Below are 15,734 nucleotides of genomic sequence, written 5' to 3'. Positions count from 1 at the left end.
CGGTCACCGTGGCGACTCTCCAGCAAGCCTGACTCCAGGTCACTTTGCAGGTAGGCGCTGGGCGCGTAGTAGTTGCCCAAAACAGGCGTATAGGGGTCGAAGCTGGTGGAGCCATTGGGGATAGCGGTGGTGCCGGCCATATGTCAAAGATCCCTGGGCTATCAAGTAGGGCAGCGCAATTGGGAAACTCAGCAGGAGAGACCTCTACTCAGTTGATCTGAGTCCGTCCAAAGAGAGCAAAGCTGCTTGCGCCTGGGTGATCAAGGGGCGAATAAACTCTAGCTCTCCAGGGGCCAGATGATCCCTTAGCTCTTGCTGACAAATCCGATAAGCAACCTCGTAGGCGCTTTGCAGCTTGTACAGGCGCACCTCTTCCTCCATCCACTCGATCAGCCGCTCCTTCAACAGGTTCTCGTCCTGGAGCAACATGGCCAGAGCGCTGTAACGCAGCAACAGGAGCAGGTGCCGCCGGCAGAGATCCACCACTTGAGAGGAAAGGTTGGGCATCTCCTTTTGAAGGGTGTTTAGGGTGCGGCTCACCATCTGGCTCTCCCCCTCCCGTACGGCCCGGTACACGTGCAGCCTTTTGGGCCAGCCGAGCACATAGGCTTTGAGCTGCTCCAGTTGCTCCGGTGTGAGGTAGCGGGCCTCTGCCTCAATTAGCATCTGCTCCAGTGGGCTCACCATCTCGCTCCTCCCAAGGGTCGGTGGGTGCTCAGCGGGTGTCGGAGTTCAAAACAGGCTGAATAAATCGGCCAAAGTAATCTGTTTCTCTTCAGGCTGAGGCGGCAGCGCTGCCGACAGGGATCCCATAGAACGGGCCGCCAAAGTCAGGGGATCCCCCGACCAGGGGATGGAGCCGAAGTACTCCCGCACCCCTACAAAAGGCATGGGCAGCGAGGGACTCTGCCGCGGTCGGCTATCCCAATTTAAATGGGCAAAAAAGCTCTGCACCGACTCTTCCAGAAAAACCTCTGCTGTCATGCTTTGGCCACTCCCTGACCGGAGCGCAACTTTTGGGCAATTTCGCCGGCGCTGGCCCCTTCGTTGAGCCAAAAGGCAGCGGCATCGATGCGATCTTTGCTGCCGAGCAAAAATTTGCAGTAGCTTTCCCCCATGGAATAGCACTGGATCTCGATGCAGTTGAGCTGCCGTTCCACCATGGCGCTAAAAAACCCGGCAAACAATCCGGCGTAGAGGTGGCAAACGGGCTTACCCACATCCCCCAGGGTGCGAGCCACAGCGGAGTCGAACAAATTAATGAAAATAAATCCCTGCCGCCGGCCCTCAGTCTCCACCTCCCAGCGCCCCCAGCCTTGCGAGGTCAAGGGCCACCACCAGGTTTCCAAAAGGAACATCAGGTGGCTCTGCTTGGGTTTGCGCCGATACTCCTCCTCGAACCAGCGGGAGAAGTGGATCGCGTCGTTGCTCCCCCACTCGCGGCCAATGGTGTACATCAACGAGGCAGAGGCATCCCCCACTTCTTCTTCTAAGCCCTGCTGTAGGCCCAGGATAAAGTCTTCGCTTACCAAGACGTTGCGCGCGCCCGTCCAGTCCACCAGGGATCCCTGGGAGGGGTCGAAACGATAAAAGTCTTCGCGGCTGTAGTGATTGTGCCGTTGGGCAGCAGGCTGCAGGGGCAACTCGAGGGGAGTGGTTGTCATAGGGGCGGAGAGAGGGTGTCCATTGTTTCACACTTCTTGCTGAATCATAGCCTTTCCGCCGAGGGCTTTGGCCAGGGCCGTCGATAGCTGCAAGAAAAGAGCCTCTGCTGCCGGGAAGCCAGCGACGGCCAGTGCGGGGACTTGGGTTTAGGAGGGAGGTCTGACTTTGACGAAGGCGATGGCGGAGCGCCACAGCAGCGCTTCCCGCCCTTCCGCATCGGCCAAACAGAGGCAGTCGGGATCCTGCCAGCGCAACTGGCCGACAAAGACATCCCCGGTGTTGAGCTTTACCTCAAGGATCTCTCGATCTTTGATCACTTTTTGCAGGCGACGCACGCTTGGGATCCCGGTGTTGAACTCGGTCACGGCAGCCCTCTTGGCCAGCGAAAGGACGGCAAGCGCACTGCTCTCAGTATAGGGGATCCCTGCTGGCCCGCACCTTGGCTGGACAATCTCCATAGCCGGGATCCAAAAACGCTCTTGCCCTCTGACCCACTTTTTCTTTCGGCGGGTACTATGTAGGGGGGATGGCGCTTGGAAAAGACGGTAAGTCTTGTCGGCCTGCCGTATTTTTTAAGCGAATCTACGGGTGTTCTCCCCGAAAAAAGTTAGCAGAATAGGGCTGGGGCGACAGAAAGTGCGCTTGTCGCCCTGGGGAAGGCAAATCCCAGCTTGGGATCCTTGTTGCCTGCTGTTTTGCTACAGAATTGTTTGTCTTTTTCAACCATCATCTGTGCAGGAGAGATCGTTATGGCAGTCGAGAAAGTGAACTCTTCTTCCAGCTTGGCCGAAGTGATCGACCGCATTTTGGACAAAGGGATCGTGGTCGATGCCTGGGTGCGGGTTTCTTTGGTGGGGATCGAGCTGTTGGCCATTGAGGCGCGCGTCGTTGTGGCTTCGGTGGAAACCTATCTGAAATACGCCGAGGCTGTGGGCCTGACGGCTACCGCTGCTGCCCCTGCCGTCTAAATCTGACCCAATCGCTCGATCCCCTTGCCTTCAACACCGCGGGGGTCGAAGGGTCGGGTCGTCGAGAAGGCGAGGCAGGGATCCGCTGTCGATCTCTGCCTTGTTTCCTTAGCTTCGGCTTGGGGATCGAGTTGGGCGGTGGTGTTGAGCTACAGGCCGTGCTGGTGGAGAGCGAGTTGGGAAAAAGCGGAGAACTGCATTCGCCCAGGCATTGAGAAGGACGTAGGGGATTGCACACCATGAGTTTGCAGGAACAGTGGGCCGCGGCCCGCAGCCGGCGGGCGGCTCAAAATCAAAGTTTGTTAAGCGGATCCCGGCAGCAGCGCCTGGAGCAGCACCGCGCTCTGATGGCCGAGCTGAGACAACGTTGCCAGGAACGACAAGAGGCAATACGGCAGCAGAGAGAACAAACCCGCAGCCAACTGCGCAACCTGGAGCAGAGCCGGGCGGCGCAGCGAGCCTTGGACGAGCATTCTCGCATGGCGGCTGCGGCGCAGCGGGCTAAAACGGTGGCGGAGCTTCTCTCTCGCATGGCCCAAGAACGAGCCGCCCAATCGCAGGCCCAGCAGCAGGAGCTACAGACTTTTCAAGCCAACTTGACAGCGACCGCGGAGAGCTTGCTGAGCACCTGTGCCCAGGCGCGGCAGGCCATGGCCAACCAAACCCGACAAGTGCGGCAGGCTTTCTATACTGAGTTGCGGCAACGGGTACAAGCTTTGCGGCAACTGGCGCAGCAGGAGCTGGCTCAGATTGCTCAAGAACAGCGGGCAGAGGCCCAGGCTCTGCGGCAGGCTTTGACAGCTTTCCGCAAGGCGTTGCACGAGCAGGTGTGGGGGAATGGGATCCCAGGGGATCGGCCCATTGTCCCAGATCTTGAGGAATCTGAAGAGGGTGATAAGCCGCCTGAGAGCTCGGTCAAAGCTACAGCAACGATTTCGACTGAGGTTACCCAACCAGAGCCTGTAGTTCCAGTCTCAGACAACACAGCCCCTCCTCCTGTGACACCACCTGAACCTCCGCCAGTTCCGCCCGAGCCCTTCCCTGAGCCGGATCCCATCGTGGCCTACGTCAACGACTATGTGGCCAGCCTGCAAGCGCAGGATCCCGATGTCACGTTGCTGCAGGTGATCGGGGATCGGGAGCGGGTGCGGGATCTGCTGGCCCGCGGTGCAGTGGATCTGGGGGTGGATCCCTCGGAAATCTTGGCCACCTTGCGGCGTATGGTGTCAGCGACGGTTGTGGTCTGAGCCCAGCGCAGTCCCTAGGAGCGCAAAAAGACCGTTGCGGCTATAGTCAAGGCAAGAGCGTCAAGGCAATTGAGAGTTGGGTATTGCTATGGCCACGGTTCTGCAGGCGCGTCCCCGCCAATTTGTGAACACTCCTTACATCGAGCGGATTACCCGCCGCGCTTTGCGCTATCTGCAATCGGGTTTTGCGGTGCATCTGCGGGGGCCTTCGGGCACGGGCAAGACTACCCTGGCGATGCATCTGGCCAGCCTGCTGGGCCGTCCCATCATGCTGATCTACGGCGATGATCGCTTCGATTCTTCCGACCTGATCGGCGGGCGCACCGGCTTTACCCATCGGCGGGTGGTGGATAATTTCATCCACTCGGTGGTGAAAATGGAAGAAGACGTGCGGCAGCGCTGGGTGGATGCCCGCCTCACCTTGGCCTGCCGCGAGGGCTTTACCCTTATCTACGACGAGTTCAACCGCTCCCGCCCTGAGGCCAACAACGCCCTCCTGAGCGCTTTGGAAGAGAGGCTGCTGGTGTTGCCGCCAGATAGCAACCGCTCCGAATATCTGCGGGTGCATCCCCAGTTCCGGGCCATCTTTACCTCTAACCCAGAGGAATACACCGGGGTTCACAAGGCCCAAGATGCGCTGCTGGATCGGATGATCACCATCGATATGGGGGAACCGGACATCGAGACCGAAAAAGAGATCCTCACTGCCCGCATTGGTCTATCTGCCCCCGATGCGCTCAAGATCGTGCACATTGTGCGGGCTTTTCGCCGCAAGCTGGATTTGACCCGCCACCCCAGCCTGCGCAGTTGTCTGATGATCGGGCGGATCGTCAAGGAGCACGAGCTGGCGGTGAGCAAAGACAATGCCGACTTTCGCGCTTTGTGTGCCGACGTGCTGTTGCCCCGGGCCGGCAAGCGCTATGAAGAGGGATCCCAGTTGCTGAATTATCTGCTAGACCAACTGCCTGGCTAGGTCTTCTGCCTGTGGGTGCGCTCTGGAGGTCGATGAACCCTGTGCCGATTAGCTCTCAACCCTTGAATACGGCCACTCACGGCTCCTCGCTAGCCGACGTGTTGGAGCGGGTGCTGGATAAGGGCATTGTTATTGCTGGAGACATCACCGTTTCGGTGGGCAATGTGGAGCTGCTCAATGTCCGCATCCGGCTGTTGATCTCTTCGGTGGACAAGGCCAAGGAGATCGGGATCAACTGGTGGGAATCGGATCCCTATCTCAACAGCCAAGCCCGGGAGCTGCTGGAAACCAACCGCCAGTTACTGCAGCGGGTCAGCGAGCTGGAAAAGCAACTGGCCCAAGGGCTGCCCAAGGGGGGAAATGGAAGCGATTAACACGTTGCCCCGTCAGAAGGGATCCGGGATCCCAGGCTAGACTGGCTGCTGGGGTGGTTTGACAAGGTGATGGGATGGCACTGGGGATCAACCTCGATCGCAAGGTTTTGGGCCGGCTGAGGGAGCTGGGCTGGTCGATGGGTGTGGTGGTGGCGCTTGCGATCCCCGGCCCGGCCTGGGGGCAAAATCCGCGCGCCATCAGCATTAGCGCTGATGTTCAGGAGGCCAATGCCAATACGGGGGTGTTTATAGCCACTGGCAACGTCACCCTCAGCTTCCCTGCCGAGCGCCTCACGGCCCGCGCCCAAAGAGCGGTGTACTACAGCCAGGAGCAACGCATTGAGCTGGAGGGCCAGGTCACCATCCGCCAAGGGGAAAATCAGTTGCAAGCAGAAAAGGTCATCTATTACATCGAAAAAGGCACGATCCAGGCTGCGCCGGCAGCAGGGAGCCAGGTGGAGTCCGTTTACGTGCTGCCAGAGCCGACCGCAAGCCCTTGAGATCGAGTGTTTGGCCCATCAACCCTCTGCGTTCCGGTCGCCCCTGAGGAATATGAGTTTGAGGCCAATGGGGTGGTTCACCCCTGAATCAGCTTTGGCTCCTGTTCCCAATGGCAAGTTATGCCCACCCTGCCCTACAGCAGGGACTTGGCTCGTCTGTACGTTTGAAGCGCCCACGAAAGGATTCGAACCTCCGACACCTGGGACCGGAACCCAGTGCTCTAGTCCACTGAGCTACGTGGGCAGCGCTATTGCATAACCTATCTTATCGCCTGATTTTCCCTTCTGCCAAGGGGAAAAAGCTGCGGCGGTGCTGCGGGGTCGGCCCTAGGTTTTGCAACGCCAGTCGGTGCTCCTGCGTGCCATAGCCCACGTTGGTGCGCCAGCCGTAGCCAGGGTACTGGTGATCCCAGCTTTGCATCAGGGCATCCCGCCAGACCTTGGCCACGATGGAAGCGGCGGCGATGGAGAGGCTGAGCTGATCCCCTTTAACCAGCGCCGTCTGCCGGGATCCCAGCTCGGCCAACGGCAACCCATCCAGCAAGATGTGCTCCACTTCCCCCACCTGCGCCAGCGCTCGTTGCATGGCCAGCAGCGTGGCCTGGCGAATGTTGAGCTGGTCGATCTCGGCGGCAGAGGCGCTGCCAATACCCACAGCCAGGGCCACCTGGCGAATCCGCTCCGCCCAGTGGGTGCGCTGCGGCGGGCGCAGTTGTTTGCAATCCCTCACTCCCTCCAGCGTTTTGGGATCCATCTGGGCCGGCAAAATGACCGCCGCTGCCACCACCGGCCCCGCCAGCGCCCCCCGCCCCACCTCGTCCACCCCCGCCACTCGGAGAATCCCCTGTTGCCAAAGGGATCCCTCCCAAACCAAACTGGGCTTCGCCGTCTTGCCCACAACGCCAGCCCTGGAGCCATCAACCCACCAGACCACCGTGCTCCTGCGCTCAACCGGCTGGTCTAACTGCTATGGGAGCGGCGTCGCCTGGAGGCTGCCGGAGATTGCTGGGCAGGGCTGATCCCCTGTTCCGCCGGTGGCTCGGCCAAGGTGCTCCCCACCGCTGATGGGAACGATTCAGCAGAGGGGATTTCGGGTGGGGGAAGGTTATCCACCGGCTCCTTCTCCTGCAAGGCATCCGCTTCGGGCACCCACTCCTCCGACTGAGCAGTGGCCTCAGTCTCTGGCCTGGTTTCCGCCTTGACAGTTCCCGGCAGAACCACCCTAACCGCCAGGTCGCGGCCCCAAGGTGGCGGCTGATCCAGAAGCAACAGCGGCGATAGCCCCAACTCCGAGTAGACCCGTTGTTGCAGCGGGGTCATCTCCACGGTGATGGTTTGCCGTGGCGGAGCTGGACGGCCTTCTGAGGACTCCGTCCCGCTGGCGCCAGCAGCTCGGGCCGGGGCAGTGTGGCTCTTGCGTAGGGTGGGTTCTGCCTCCTCGGCGCGGCCAGAACGGCGGGGTTCGCGGCGCTTTGGCTCTGCTCCACCCCCCTGCAGGGGATCCTCCCCAAGCGGCTCCGGGGTTTCCTCTTCGGCAGGCGTATCCGTGCTGCGCACAACGAGGCGCTGGCTGGCGCGGGGATCCCCCCAGTCTTCGCGGGAGCGCTTGCGTTCGGTTTCAACCCGTGGCTCCTCCAGATCGACCGAGGCAGCAAAGGGCGAAAAGGGATCCGGGCTGGGGCGTCGTTGTCCGGGGGCAGAGCGTGACCGCCGCAGCAGCGCGCGACTATCGCCTCGAGACAACCCATCGCTCCCGACTCGCAGACGGGCCCGTTGGGCGTTGCCATCGCGGGGCAGGATCGGGCCAGCCTCTTCCTCATCCCCTTCCTCCGCCTCGCTGGGCAGTGTTACAGTCAGGCCACTTTCGACGGTCAGCAGCCGTCCCGGCTCCGCCCCTGGCAGACGGGCCAGGATCCCCAGCCCCTCGCAGGTGGGGCAAGAATGGCCGAAGATCTCGTAAAGGCTTTGCCCCTGCCGTTTGCGGGTCAGCTCCACCAGACCCAATTCCGAGAGTTGGGCCACCTGGGGGCGAGCTTTGTCGCTGGAGAGGGCCTTGTTGAAGTGCTCCAAAACCAGCAACTGGTCGCGGCGGGAATCCATATCGATAAAATCCACCACGATCACACCGGCAATGTTGCGCAGTCTCAATTGGCGGGCGATCTCGGTGGCGGCCTCGCAATTGGTCCACAGCACCGTCTCGCGGGAGGTGGCCGATTGGGTGAAAGAGCCGGAGTTGACGTCGATCACCGTCAGGGCCTCGGTGGGCTCAATGACGATGTAGCCACCGGAGGGCAGATCCACCCGAGGCCGCAACGCCTGGCGAATGACCGCATTGACCCGGAAATACTCCAGGATGGGGGTGGGCTCGCGGTGGGCATCGACCACGACGCCAGGCGGCATCTGGCCCTTGTTCCAACCTTGCAGATAGCTGCGCACCCGCTTTGCGCCAGCAACAGAGTCGGTAACAATGCGGTTCACGTCCTCCGAGTAGACATCCCGCAGCACCCGCTGAATGAAATCATCGTCCCGGCTGAGCAGGCCTGGCTCCCGTGCCGCCTGATACTGCTGTTGAATATCTTCCCAGAGCTTTTTCAACTGCTCCAGGTCGTCGATTATCGCCTCTTCGGATACCCCCTCCGCTTCGGTACGTACCAGCAGGCCCATCTGCGGAGGTTTAATTAAGATAGCCAGGGATTTCAAACGGTTGCGTTCTTCCCGATCCTCGATGCGCCGGGACAGGTGAACGCCTTTGCCGTAGGGCCGCAACACCAAATACCGCCCTGGAAAGGCCAAATCTCCGGTTAGCCTTGGCCCTTTGTTGCCGGTGGGCTCTTTCATCACCTGCACCAGCACCTTTTGCTGGGGCAAGACCAACTCGGAGATGGAGGCATGGTTGCGTTTGAGGCGCAGCGGGCCTAGGTCGCTGACATGGATAAAGCCATTGCGTTCGGCGGGGCCGATGTTGACAAAAGCGGCATCAATGCTGGGCAGAACGTTCTCGATGATCCCGACGTAAACATCCCCCACTTGGTGAGCGCCGCTGGCGACGATCAGCTCCTGCACTTGGTCTTCGGCGAAGACGGCTGCCACTCGATGTTGCTCGGCAATGACGATCTGCCTGGGCATTAACCCTCCTCCCCGCCCCAAGGGCACGCGGTTGCGGACTGAACCCTCATTCGGGCGAGGCGTCGTCCTTTGGCCGGGATCCGCTCAAGTTTCTTTAACCAAGATCGACTCATCATGGAGTTGTCTATTACCCTAAGCTCTGCTCTGACGGAATAGAACCGATTAGCTTCCTCATCCAAGGGGTGAGGCGAGTTAAGTTCAGGTGAACTACCCGATGCTGGCCCTGGCGAGTCCAGCGCGGGGCTTCTGCTGCTTGCAACGAAAGCTCATCGGTGGAGATGCATGAATGGGGTGAGGTTTGCATGGAGATTCATGGATGGGCTCAATCGACAGGCTCAGTAAGCATGACGGCTCCGCCTCGGGAGATGGGACGCTGGCTCCTTGCAGAACCCCAATTGTGCGACCCCAGCCTGAGCCAACAACAAGACGGGGTTTGCACGTGGAAAGAAGCACCTTCTCAGGGTTAAGATATAGCCCGGGCTAGGTCAAACGGTCAGATCCCTCTGTTCACCTATGGTTTGACCCCGCCGTGCCTGTTACTTGCCCCGGGTACTGAGCTAAGAGTGTCTCCATTCCAAAACCCGGCCCAACCTTTGCCTGCTGCTCGCTCCGCCTTCGGTCAGGTTGATGCTCGGCAAGCCCCACAGCGGCAGGAGCCAGTAGTAGCAGCATTATAGCGCTTGTGGGATCCCTCAGCCCAGATAGGCACTTGGCCATTTTGCCGCGCAACGCTGATGCGACCGGATCTCAACAGCTGGGCTGCTCCCCTGGGAAATCCTTAATCCTGATCGGACAGGGGGTGTTCCCACAACAGGCGCAGCCGCTTGGCCGTCTGCAACGTCCAGCAGGGCAACCCCAGGGACTCGGCCATTTGCACCAGTTGGTTGGGCCGTAGGTAGGCGCCGTCGTTGCGGCAACTGCCGCGGTAGAGAAGGTGGGCGCTGCCGTCGGGGGCCAAGCCCTGAAACTCCAGGTAGTAGAGCAGGGCACGGGCATTGAAGGGAGCGGATTTGCCCGACTTGGAGCGTTTCTCAATCCAGATCTCGCGCGCATCCAGGATCTGGGTGACCCAGGCCGGCCAGTCGGCAGTGGGCGACTCGCAACTTACAGTGAGCTGATATTCGGCAGCATAGACGGCTTCGGTGGCCGAGGGATCCCGCAGGCCGATCGCTTGGATGGCTCGGATGGAGAGTTCAGGGGGCAGTTGTTCGCTCAGAAGGGCGCGCAGTTCCTCAGGGGTGACGGGCCCCTCAGGCCGCTCCAGCAACTCCAGATCGAGGATCTCTCCATAGCCTTCCTGGCCAATGGGTAGGGCGTTGGCGTTGGCCAGGCGGGGCATGGGGTGGTAGCCGCCGCTGAAGGCCAGAGGTAGCCCCGCTCGCCGACAAGCCCGTTCCCACAGCCGCATCAGATCCAGGTGGCCCAGCCAGCGCAGATCCCCGGTTTTGCCGTAGGTGATGCGGAAGCGCTGGGCGGGCGGCTGCGGCTCCAGGGGATCCGGGGTGGGGGTGGGCCGGCTTTGCAGGGGCGGGACGGGCGGGGGCGGGATAACGATGTTGTGGCCAAAGCCGGGGCCGCAGATGCCGCAGGCGGAGCACTTCTCAAAGGAACAATCTTCCACCGTGATGGCTTCCAGGGCGCGGTGGTAGTCTTTCTGCAGCCATTTTTTGTCGATGCCGGTATCGATGTGATCCCAGGGCAAGGGATCCTCCAAACCCAGCTCGCGCATGGGGAGATGGGCGCAGAGGGCGACCGGATCGGCGCTGGGATCCACGGCTTCGCCGCAGTAGGCCTTCACCCAGGCGGCATAGGCGGCGTCGATGTTTTCCCACCAGGCGTCCCGGCCGGCGCCGGCCCGCCAGGCCTGCTCGATCATGCGGCCCAGGGAGCGATCCCCCTTGCCGATAAAGTCTTCTAGGATGCTGAAGCGGATATCCGTGAAGTGGGCCTTGACCCCCCGCAGCCGCCGCAGCTCTTTTTGCAGCAGGCCCTGCTTGCGCTGCACGTCGGCGTAGTCTACCCGGTGCCACTGGAAGGGGGTGTGGGGCTTGGGCGTGAAGTTGGAGAGGGTGAGGGTAAATTCCACCCGCTTGCGGCCCAGGGCAGCGCACTCCCGCTGCAGCATCTCGACCGTGCGGGCGATCCCCAGCACATCGGCGTCGGTCTCGCCGGGCAGGCCAATCATGAAATAAAGCTTAATTTTGTCCCAGCCCTCTTGGACGGCGGTGCGGATGCCGCGAATCAGGTCGGCGTCGGTGAGGCCCTTGTTGATAATGTCCCGCAGCCGTTGGGTACCGGCTTCTGGGGCGAAAGTCAGCCCCGAGCGGCGGGATCCCTTCATGATGGCGGCAATTTGCCCATCGAAGCGATCCACCCGTTGGCTGGGCAGCGAGAGCGCAACCTGCTGGCCAAGGAGACGGTTGTGCAGCTCGGCCCCCACCGCCGGCAGGGAAAGGTAGTCGGAGCAACTGAGGGAGGAGAGGGAAAATTCGTTGTAGCCGGTTTTGCGCAGGCCCTGCACCACTGCTTCCACTACTGCTTCCGGCTCCACATCGCGGGCTGGACGGGTGAGCATGCCGGGTTGGCAAAAGCGACAGCCGCGGGTACAGCCCCGCCGCACTTCCATCACCAGGCGGTCGTGGACGGTCTCCACCAAGGGCACCAGGCCGACAGCGTATTGGGGTTGGGGCAGCGCTACGCGGCGGCGAATACGCTCCGGCACGCCGGGCACGATGGGTCGGGGCGGGATCCCCTCGTAAAACTGGGGCACGTACACCCCCGGCACCTGGGCCAATTCCAAGAGCACTTCTCGGCGGGGCTTGTGCAGGGATCCGGCCAAGACCTGGCCGATCTCCGGCAGTACCTCTTCCCCATCCCCAAAGACGAAGAAGTCAAAAAAGTCGGCAAAGGGCTCTGGGTTGGAGGTGGCGGTCGGCCCACCGGCAAAGATCAGGGGACACTCTTGCGGGGTGAAGGCTTGCCGTTCCCACCATTTGAGCGGGATCCCGGCCAGATCCAGCATCTCTAAGATGTTGGTGCCCCCCAGCTCGTAGGCCAGGCTGAAGCCGATAATATGGAAAGCGCGCAAGGGGCGGCGCGATTCTACGGCAAACAGCGGGATCCGCAACTGCCGCATCCGGGCCGCCAAATCCGGGCCTGGCAGATAGGTGCGGTCGCACAACTGATCCGGCTGGGCGTTGAGGATGTTGTAAAGAATGATGTGGCCTAGGTTGGAAGCCCCCACCTCGTACAGCTCCGGGTAGCTCAGCACCCAACGCACCCGCGCCGAGTCCCAGGGGCGGTGGGCGGCGCCGAATTCTTTCCCCAAGTAGCGGGCTGGCCGCTGGATCTCAGGCGTGAGCAGGCGATCCAGATCGATGGGGCCTAGATGGGCTTGCATGGCAGCCGGAGAGAGCATGGGGATCCGAGCAAGAAGTGAACGCAGCTACTGATCTGACTCTAGCCGAACTTTCCCGGCAGCCCAAACCCAGGGCGGATAGAACAGCAAAACTCTTTCTCAACCCCATCTCCCCTCTCCTTCTGGGAGAGGGGTTGGGGGTGAGGGCGCACATCACTTCGGCAACCGCTGCAAGGCCAGCGCCAACTGTTCGTACTCAGCCAAATGGTTGTAAACCTGGGCCGAGATGCGCACCCAAAGCTGGCCGGCAAAGGGAATGATGGGAACTTCGATGCGGTGCATCTGCCAGAGGTAATCGTGCAGGCGGCGGGCCCGCTCCGCCAAGGGCAGCTCCGGGATCCACTGTTGCCAGAAGGGTGGCAAGGGCAGGGTCGCCATGAAGCCCAACATCTTCTCAGGGGCGGGTGGGATCCCTTCCAGTTTTTCCAAGAGCAACTGCCGCGCCTGCAGCAGCAGCGTGTGGTTGTACCGGCGCAGCCTCTCCACCCCCAGCTCCCGGATGAAGGCCAGGGCTGCCGAGATGGCCAGCCAAGCGCTGGGATCGCGGGTGCCCACCCAGTCGAACTCGGCTGTGAACCCTTGCCCATAGCCGTGGGAGATGGCCAGGGGATGGGTTTGGGCCTGGCGGTGGGGGGCCGCCCACAGAAAGGCACAGCCTTTGGGGGCAAACAGCCACTTGTGGGCGTTGCCGGTGTACCAATCGGCTCCTAAGCTTTCCAACTCCAACGGGAGAACCCCCGGCGCATGGGCCCCGTCCACCAAGACCGGGATCCCGTGCTGCCGACAGAGGCCAACAAGCTCCGCCAAGGGGTAGATCAGGGCCGTGGGCGAGGTGAGGTGATCCACGACCGCCAGCCGAGTCTGGGGGGTGAGAATGGCTGCAAACGCTGCCAGAACCTGCTCCGGCCCCGCAATGGGGAAGGGGATCTGCGCTTCCGCCAGCACGGCCCCCCAGCGTTCACAGACATAGCGCAACGCCTGGCGGACAGCCCCGTAGCCATGGTTGGTACAGGCAATCTGATCCCCTGGCCGAAACGACAGCGAGCGCAACACCGTGTTGATGCCGCCAGTGGCATTTTCCACAAACACGAGATTTTCCGGTTCGGCCCCGACAAACTGGGCCAGCTCTGCCGCCGCCGCCCGCAAAGCCCGCGGCAGCTCTTCCCCCATAAACTGCACCGGCTGGGCCTCTAGGCGTTCTTGCCAAGCACTTTGGGCCTGCAACACCTTTTTCGGGGTCGCACCGAAAGAGCCGTGATTCAAAAAAATGGCCTGGGGATCCAGCCCCCACAACGAGCGGTCGCAAAGCGGTGCCTCGGCACTGGCAGCCGCTTCCAAGCAGTAGGGATCCGATCCGGCACTTGAGGAAAAAGACATGGCTGAGTCGCCTGGGTTACAAAAATCTGGGATCCGCGTCCAAGCAGCTTGCCCAGAAAATTAAGAGTGTCAAGGCTAGATGGACAGGGCTGCGGTCAGACCATCGGATGGGAGGAGAGTTCTTTAGGATGCCTCTACAGGCTGCCATTGGACTCTGGACTGAGATCCTCAAGGGGGGCGATTTTGCTCAGCTTGATTTTGGGGTTGCTGCTGATGAATTGCTGCAAGGTCCACTCGTTTTTAAAGAGGAGAACGGGCCTATCTTGAATGTCTTTGACGATAAGGGTGTTAAACAGGCTGGGGATGTTCTCCAGAACTTCCCAGCCATTCTCTACCCAGCGGGCCAGCGTGTAGGGCAGCATCTCCAGCCGGGTTTCGACGTTGTACTCATGTTCCAGGCGGTACTGCAGCACCTCAAACTGCAACTGGCCCACTGCGGCCACAATCGGATCCCGTTTGGACTCGTCGAGGGAGTACATCATCTGCACCGCTCCCTCTTCCTGCAGCTCTGATACCCCTTTCTGGAACTGCTTAAACTTGGAGGGGTTGGGATTTTTTAAATAGGCAAACAGCTCCGGCGAAAAGCTGGGGATCCCGGCGTAGCGCAACTTCGGGCCGGTGTAGAGGGTATCCCCAATCCTGAAGATGCCGGGGTTGTTGAGGCCGATGACATCGCCAGGATAGGCTTCATCGATGGAGATGCGCTCTTGAGCAAACAATTTTTGGGGATAGGAGAGGCGGATGGGGCGGTTGAGGCGGGCATGGTTGACCACCATGTCCTTCTCGAACCTGCCGGAGCAGATGCGCACAAAAGCAAGGCGATCCCGGTGGCGGGGATCCATATTGGCCTGCAGCTTAAAGACAAAGCCGGTAAACTCAGGATGTTCGGGTGGGATCAGCCCTGCCGTGCTCTCGTGGGGCATTGGCGGTAGAGAATACTCCAGAAACGCATTGAGAAACAGCTCCACCCCAAAATTGGTCATGGCGCTGCCGAAAAAGACCGGCGTTTGCTTGCCAGCATGAACCTGCTTGAGATCCAAGCTGGGCATGAGGCCATCCAACAGCTCCAGCTCTTCTTTGAATTGGTAATAGAGATCTTTTTCAACCAAGTCTTCAATTTGCGGATCCCCCAGCTTGATGACCATTTCTTTGGCCCGCAGCCGTCCCCGCGAGACCCGCTCAAAGAAATGAAACTCCTGCGTGCGTCGGTCAAACAAAGCTGTAAAGCGCTCCCCTGAGCCAATCGGCCAGGTTACAGGATAGGGCTTGAGGCCGAGCTCAGTCTCAATTTCGTCCATTAGCTCCAAGGGATCCCGGCTGGGGCGATCCATCTTGTTGATGAAGGTAAAAATCGGCAACTTCCGCAGTTGACAGACTTCAAACAGCTTGCGGGTCTGGGGTTCTAGCCCTTTGCCGGCATCTTCCAGCATCACAGCGTTATCAGCCGCCGCCAGGGTGCGGTAGGTATCTTCGCTGAAGTCTTGGTGGCCGGGAGTATCGAGCAAGTTGAGGCGAATGTTGCGGTAGTCAAACTGCAACACGGTCGAGGTAATGGAAATGCCCCGCTGCCTTTCCAGCTCCATCCAGTCGGAGGTAACCCGCTTTTGGGCGCGGCGGGCCTTTACAGCCCCCGCTTCTTGAATCGCCCCCCCGTACAACAACAGCTTTTCCGTAAGCGTGGTTTTCCCGGCATCGGGGTGGGAAATAATGGCAAAGGTGCGCCGTTGCTGGATAGCGTTGGCCAAATCTACTGCTTTCATGAAAAGTTACTGCTCCAATCAAAACCCGCTCGTCTCACAGCGCGCTGACGCTACGCGACCCTTAAAAAATAGCGATGGCACTCCCCTTGCGGCCCTGCTGTTGCTTCGCAGACGATGGAGAGCTCTAGCGAGGAGTAGAAATGAAAAAGGCTGGGATGGCCGTCCGCTAGCGGGGGAGGGAGCACAGGCTGAAAAGCTGGGGGTAACCTACTCTGACCGTAGCACAGGACTTGGTTCTACCGTTGCCTGGCACTCGAGGACAGGGATCCTTTGGAGCGGAATTCCCACCCGAGCGGATCGGGATCAATGGGTCTCGTTCAACAGTT

Annotated in this window: 14 protein-coding genes and 1 tRNA gene; 5 read left to right on the top strand and 10 right to left on the bottom strand. The window is 60.6% G+C overall.

Features of this window, described 5'->3' with window-relative positions:
* Nucleotides 1–204: 204 nt before the first annotated feature.
* From NW857_RS01255 to NW857_RS01240, 4 genes are all read right to left on the bottom strand, one after another.
* Nucleotides 205–687 carry a hypothetical protein gene (locus NW857_RS01255; protein ID WP_414334477.1) on the bottom strand — a complete coding sequence of 161 codons (483 nt, stop codon included), beginning with the start codon at nt 685–687 and terminating at the stop codon, nt 205–207.
* Between the two features lie 45 nt (nt 688–732).
* The gene (locus tag NW857_RS01250) at nt 733–984 is read right to left on the bottom strand and encodes a hypothetical protein (RefSeq protein ID WP_414334475.1); all 252 of its coding nucleotides are present in this window, start codon (nt 982–984) and stop codon (nt 733–735) included.
* Nucleotides 981–1,664 carry a V4R domain-containing protein gene (locus tag NW857_RS01245; RefSeq protein WP_414334474.1) on the bottom strand — a complete coding sequence of 228 codons (684 nt, stop codon included), beginning with the start codon at nt 1,662–1,664 and terminating at the stop codon, nt 981–983. The genes NW857_RS01250 and NW857_RS01245 overlap by 4 nt, the downstream gene beginning before the upstream one ends.
* A 147-nt stretch (nt 1,665–1,811) precedes the next feature.
* Nucleotides 1,812–2,030, bottom strand: a complete 219-nt coding sequence (locus NW857_RS01240) for an Hfq-related RNA-binding protein (protein ID WP_414367756.1) — start codon at nt 2,028–2,030, stop codon at nt 1,812–1,814.
* Between the two features lie 384 nt (nt 2,031–2,414).
* Here NW857_RS01240 and gvpA point away from each other — a divergent pair, with 384 nt between their 5' ends.
* The 5 genes from gvpA to NW857_RS01215 all read left to right on the top strand — a co-directional run bounded on the left by gvpA (nt 2,415) and on the right by NW857_RS01215 (nt 5,727).
* The gene (gene gvpA, locus NW857_RS01235) at nt 2,415–2,633 is read left to right on the top strand and encodes a gas vesicle structural protein GvpA (protein ID WP_011429717.1); all 219 of its coding nucleotides are present in this window, start codon (nt 2,415–2,417) and stop codon (nt 2,631–2,633) included.
* 239 nt (nt 2,634–2,872) lie between these two features.
* Complete coding sequence (gene gvpC / locus NW857_RS01230) at nt 2,873–3,880, top strand: gas vesicle protein GvpC (protein WP_414334470.1); 1,008 nt, start codon at nt 2,873–2,875, stop codon at nt 3,878–3,880.
* An 88-nt stretch (nt 3,881–3,968) separates the two neighbouring features.
* Nucleotides 3,969–4,853 carry a gas vesicle protein GvpN gene (gene gvpN, locus NW857_RS01225; protein ID WP_414334468.1) on the top strand — a complete coding sequence of 295 codons (885 nt, stop codon included), beginning with the start codon at nt 3,969–3,971 and terminating at the stop codon, nt 4,851–4,853.
* 41 nt (nt 4,854–4,894) lie between these two features.
* Nucleotides 4,895–5,227, top strand: coding sequence for a gas vesicle protein (locus NW857_RS01220; RefSeq protein WP_414334484.1), 333 nt, complete (start codon nt 4,895–4,897; stop codon nt 5,225–5,227).
* Nucleotides 5,228–5,301: 74 nt separating this feature from the next.
* Nucleotides 5,302–5,727 carry an LptA/OstA family protein gene (locus NW857_RS01215; protein WP_414334466.1) on the top strand — a complete coding sequence of 142 codons (426 nt, stop codon included), beginning with the start codon at nt 5,302–5,304 and terminating at the stop codon, nt 5,725–5,727.
* 170 nt (nt 5,728–5,897) lie between these two features.
* Here the strand turns inward: NW857_RS01215 and NW857_RS01210 are convergent.
* The 6 genes from NW857_RS01210 to NW857_RS01185 form a co-directional block, all read right to left on the bottom strand.
* Nucleotides 5,898–5,971 (bottom strand) — tRNA-Arg (locus NW857_RS01210).
* Nucleotides 5,972–5,992: 21 nt separating this feature from the next.
* Entirely contained in the window at nt 5,993–6,625 is a 633-nt protein-coding gene (locus NW857_RS01205; protein ID WP_414334483.1) for a ribonuclease HII, read from the bottom strand.
* 62 nt (nt 6,626–6,687) lie between these two features.
* Complete coding sequence (locus NW857_RS01200; protein WP_414334464.1) at nt 6,688–8,853, bottom strand: Rne/Rng family ribonuclease; 2,166 nt, start codon at nt 8,851–8,853, stop codon at nt 6,688–6,690.
* Nucleotides 8,854–9,631: 778 nt separating this feature from the next.
* Nucleotides 9,632–12,271, bottom strand: a complete 2,640-nt coding sequence (locus NW857_RS01195; RefSeq protein ID WP_414367755.1) for a TIGR03960 family B12-binding radical SAM protein — start codon at nt 12,269–12,271, stop codon at nt 9,632–9,634.
* A 153-nt stretch (nt 12,272–12,424) separates the two neighbouring features.
* Nucleotides 12,425–13,648 carry an aminotransferase class V-fold PLP-dependent enzyme gene (locus NW857_RS01190; protein WP_414334460.1) on the bottom strand — a complete coding sequence of 408 codons (1,224 nt, stop codon included), beginning with the start codon at nt 13,646–13,648 and terminating at the stop codon, nt 12,425–12,427.
* A gap of 134 nt (nt 13,649–13,782) precedes the next feature.
* A complete protein-coding gene (locus NW857_RS01185) occupies nt 13,783–15,408 on the bottom strand; it encodes a peptide chain release factor 3 (protein ID WP_414334458.1) in 1,626 nt (541 codons plus the stop codon).
* Between the last annotated feature and the right edge of the window lie 326 nt (nt 15,409–15,734).

This window comes from Synechococcus sp. H55.9 (assembly GCF_047462355.1).
Classification (GTDB): Bacteria; Cyanobacteriota; Cyanobacteriia; order Thermostichales; family Thermostichaceae; genus Thermostichus.
Note: the sequence above shows the minus strand (reverse complement) of the source record. Positions and strands in the feature narration are given on the sequence as shown.

Bases quoted from the DNA above. Each gene is read 5' to 3' on its own strand.
- NW857_RS01215 (WP_414334466.1), top strand. From the start codon at position 5,302: ATGGCACTGGGGATCAACCTCGATCGCAAGGTTTTGGGCCGGCTGAGG.
- NW857_RS01190 (WP_414334460.1), bottom strand. From the start codon at position 13,648: ATGTCTTTTTCCTCAAGTGCCGGATCGGATCCCTACTGCTTGGAAGCG.
- NW857_RS01250 (WP_414334475.1), bottom strand. From the start codon at position 984: ATGACAGCAGAGGTTTTTCTGGAAGAGTCGGTGCAGAGCTTTTTTGCC.
- NW857_RS01195 (WP_414367755.1), bottom strand. From the start codon at position 12,271: ATGCTCTCTCCGGCTGCCATGCAAGCCCATCTAGGCCCCATCGATCTG.
- gvpC (WP_414334470.1), top strand. From the start codon at position 2,873: ATGAGTTTGCAGGAACAGTGGGCCGCGGCCCGCAGCCGGCGGGCGGCT.
- gvpN (WP_414334468.1), top strand. From the start codon at position 3,969: ATGGCCACGGTTCTGCAGGCGCGTCCCCGCCAATTTGTGAACACTCCT.
- NW857_RS01255 (WP_414334477.1), bottom strand. From the start codon at position 687: ATGGTGAGCCCACTGGAGCAGATGCTAATTGAGGCAGAGGCCCGCTAC.
- gvpA (WP_011429717.1), top strand. From the start codon at position 2,415: ATGGCAGTCGAGAAAGTGAACTCTTCTTCCAGCTTGGCCGAAGTGATC.
- NW857_RS01185 (WP_414334458.1), bottom strand. From the start codon at position 15,408: ATGAAAGCAGTAGATTTGGCCAACGCTATCCAGCAACGGCGCACCTTT.
- NW857_RS01245 (WP_414334474.1), bottom strand. From the start codon at position 1,664: ATGACAACCACTCCCCTCGAGTTGCCCCTGCAGCCTGCTGCCCAACGG.
- NW857_RS01200 (WP_414334464.1), bottom strand. From the start codon at position 8,853: ATGCCCAGGCAGATCGTCATTGCCGAGCAACATCGAGTGGCAGCCGTC.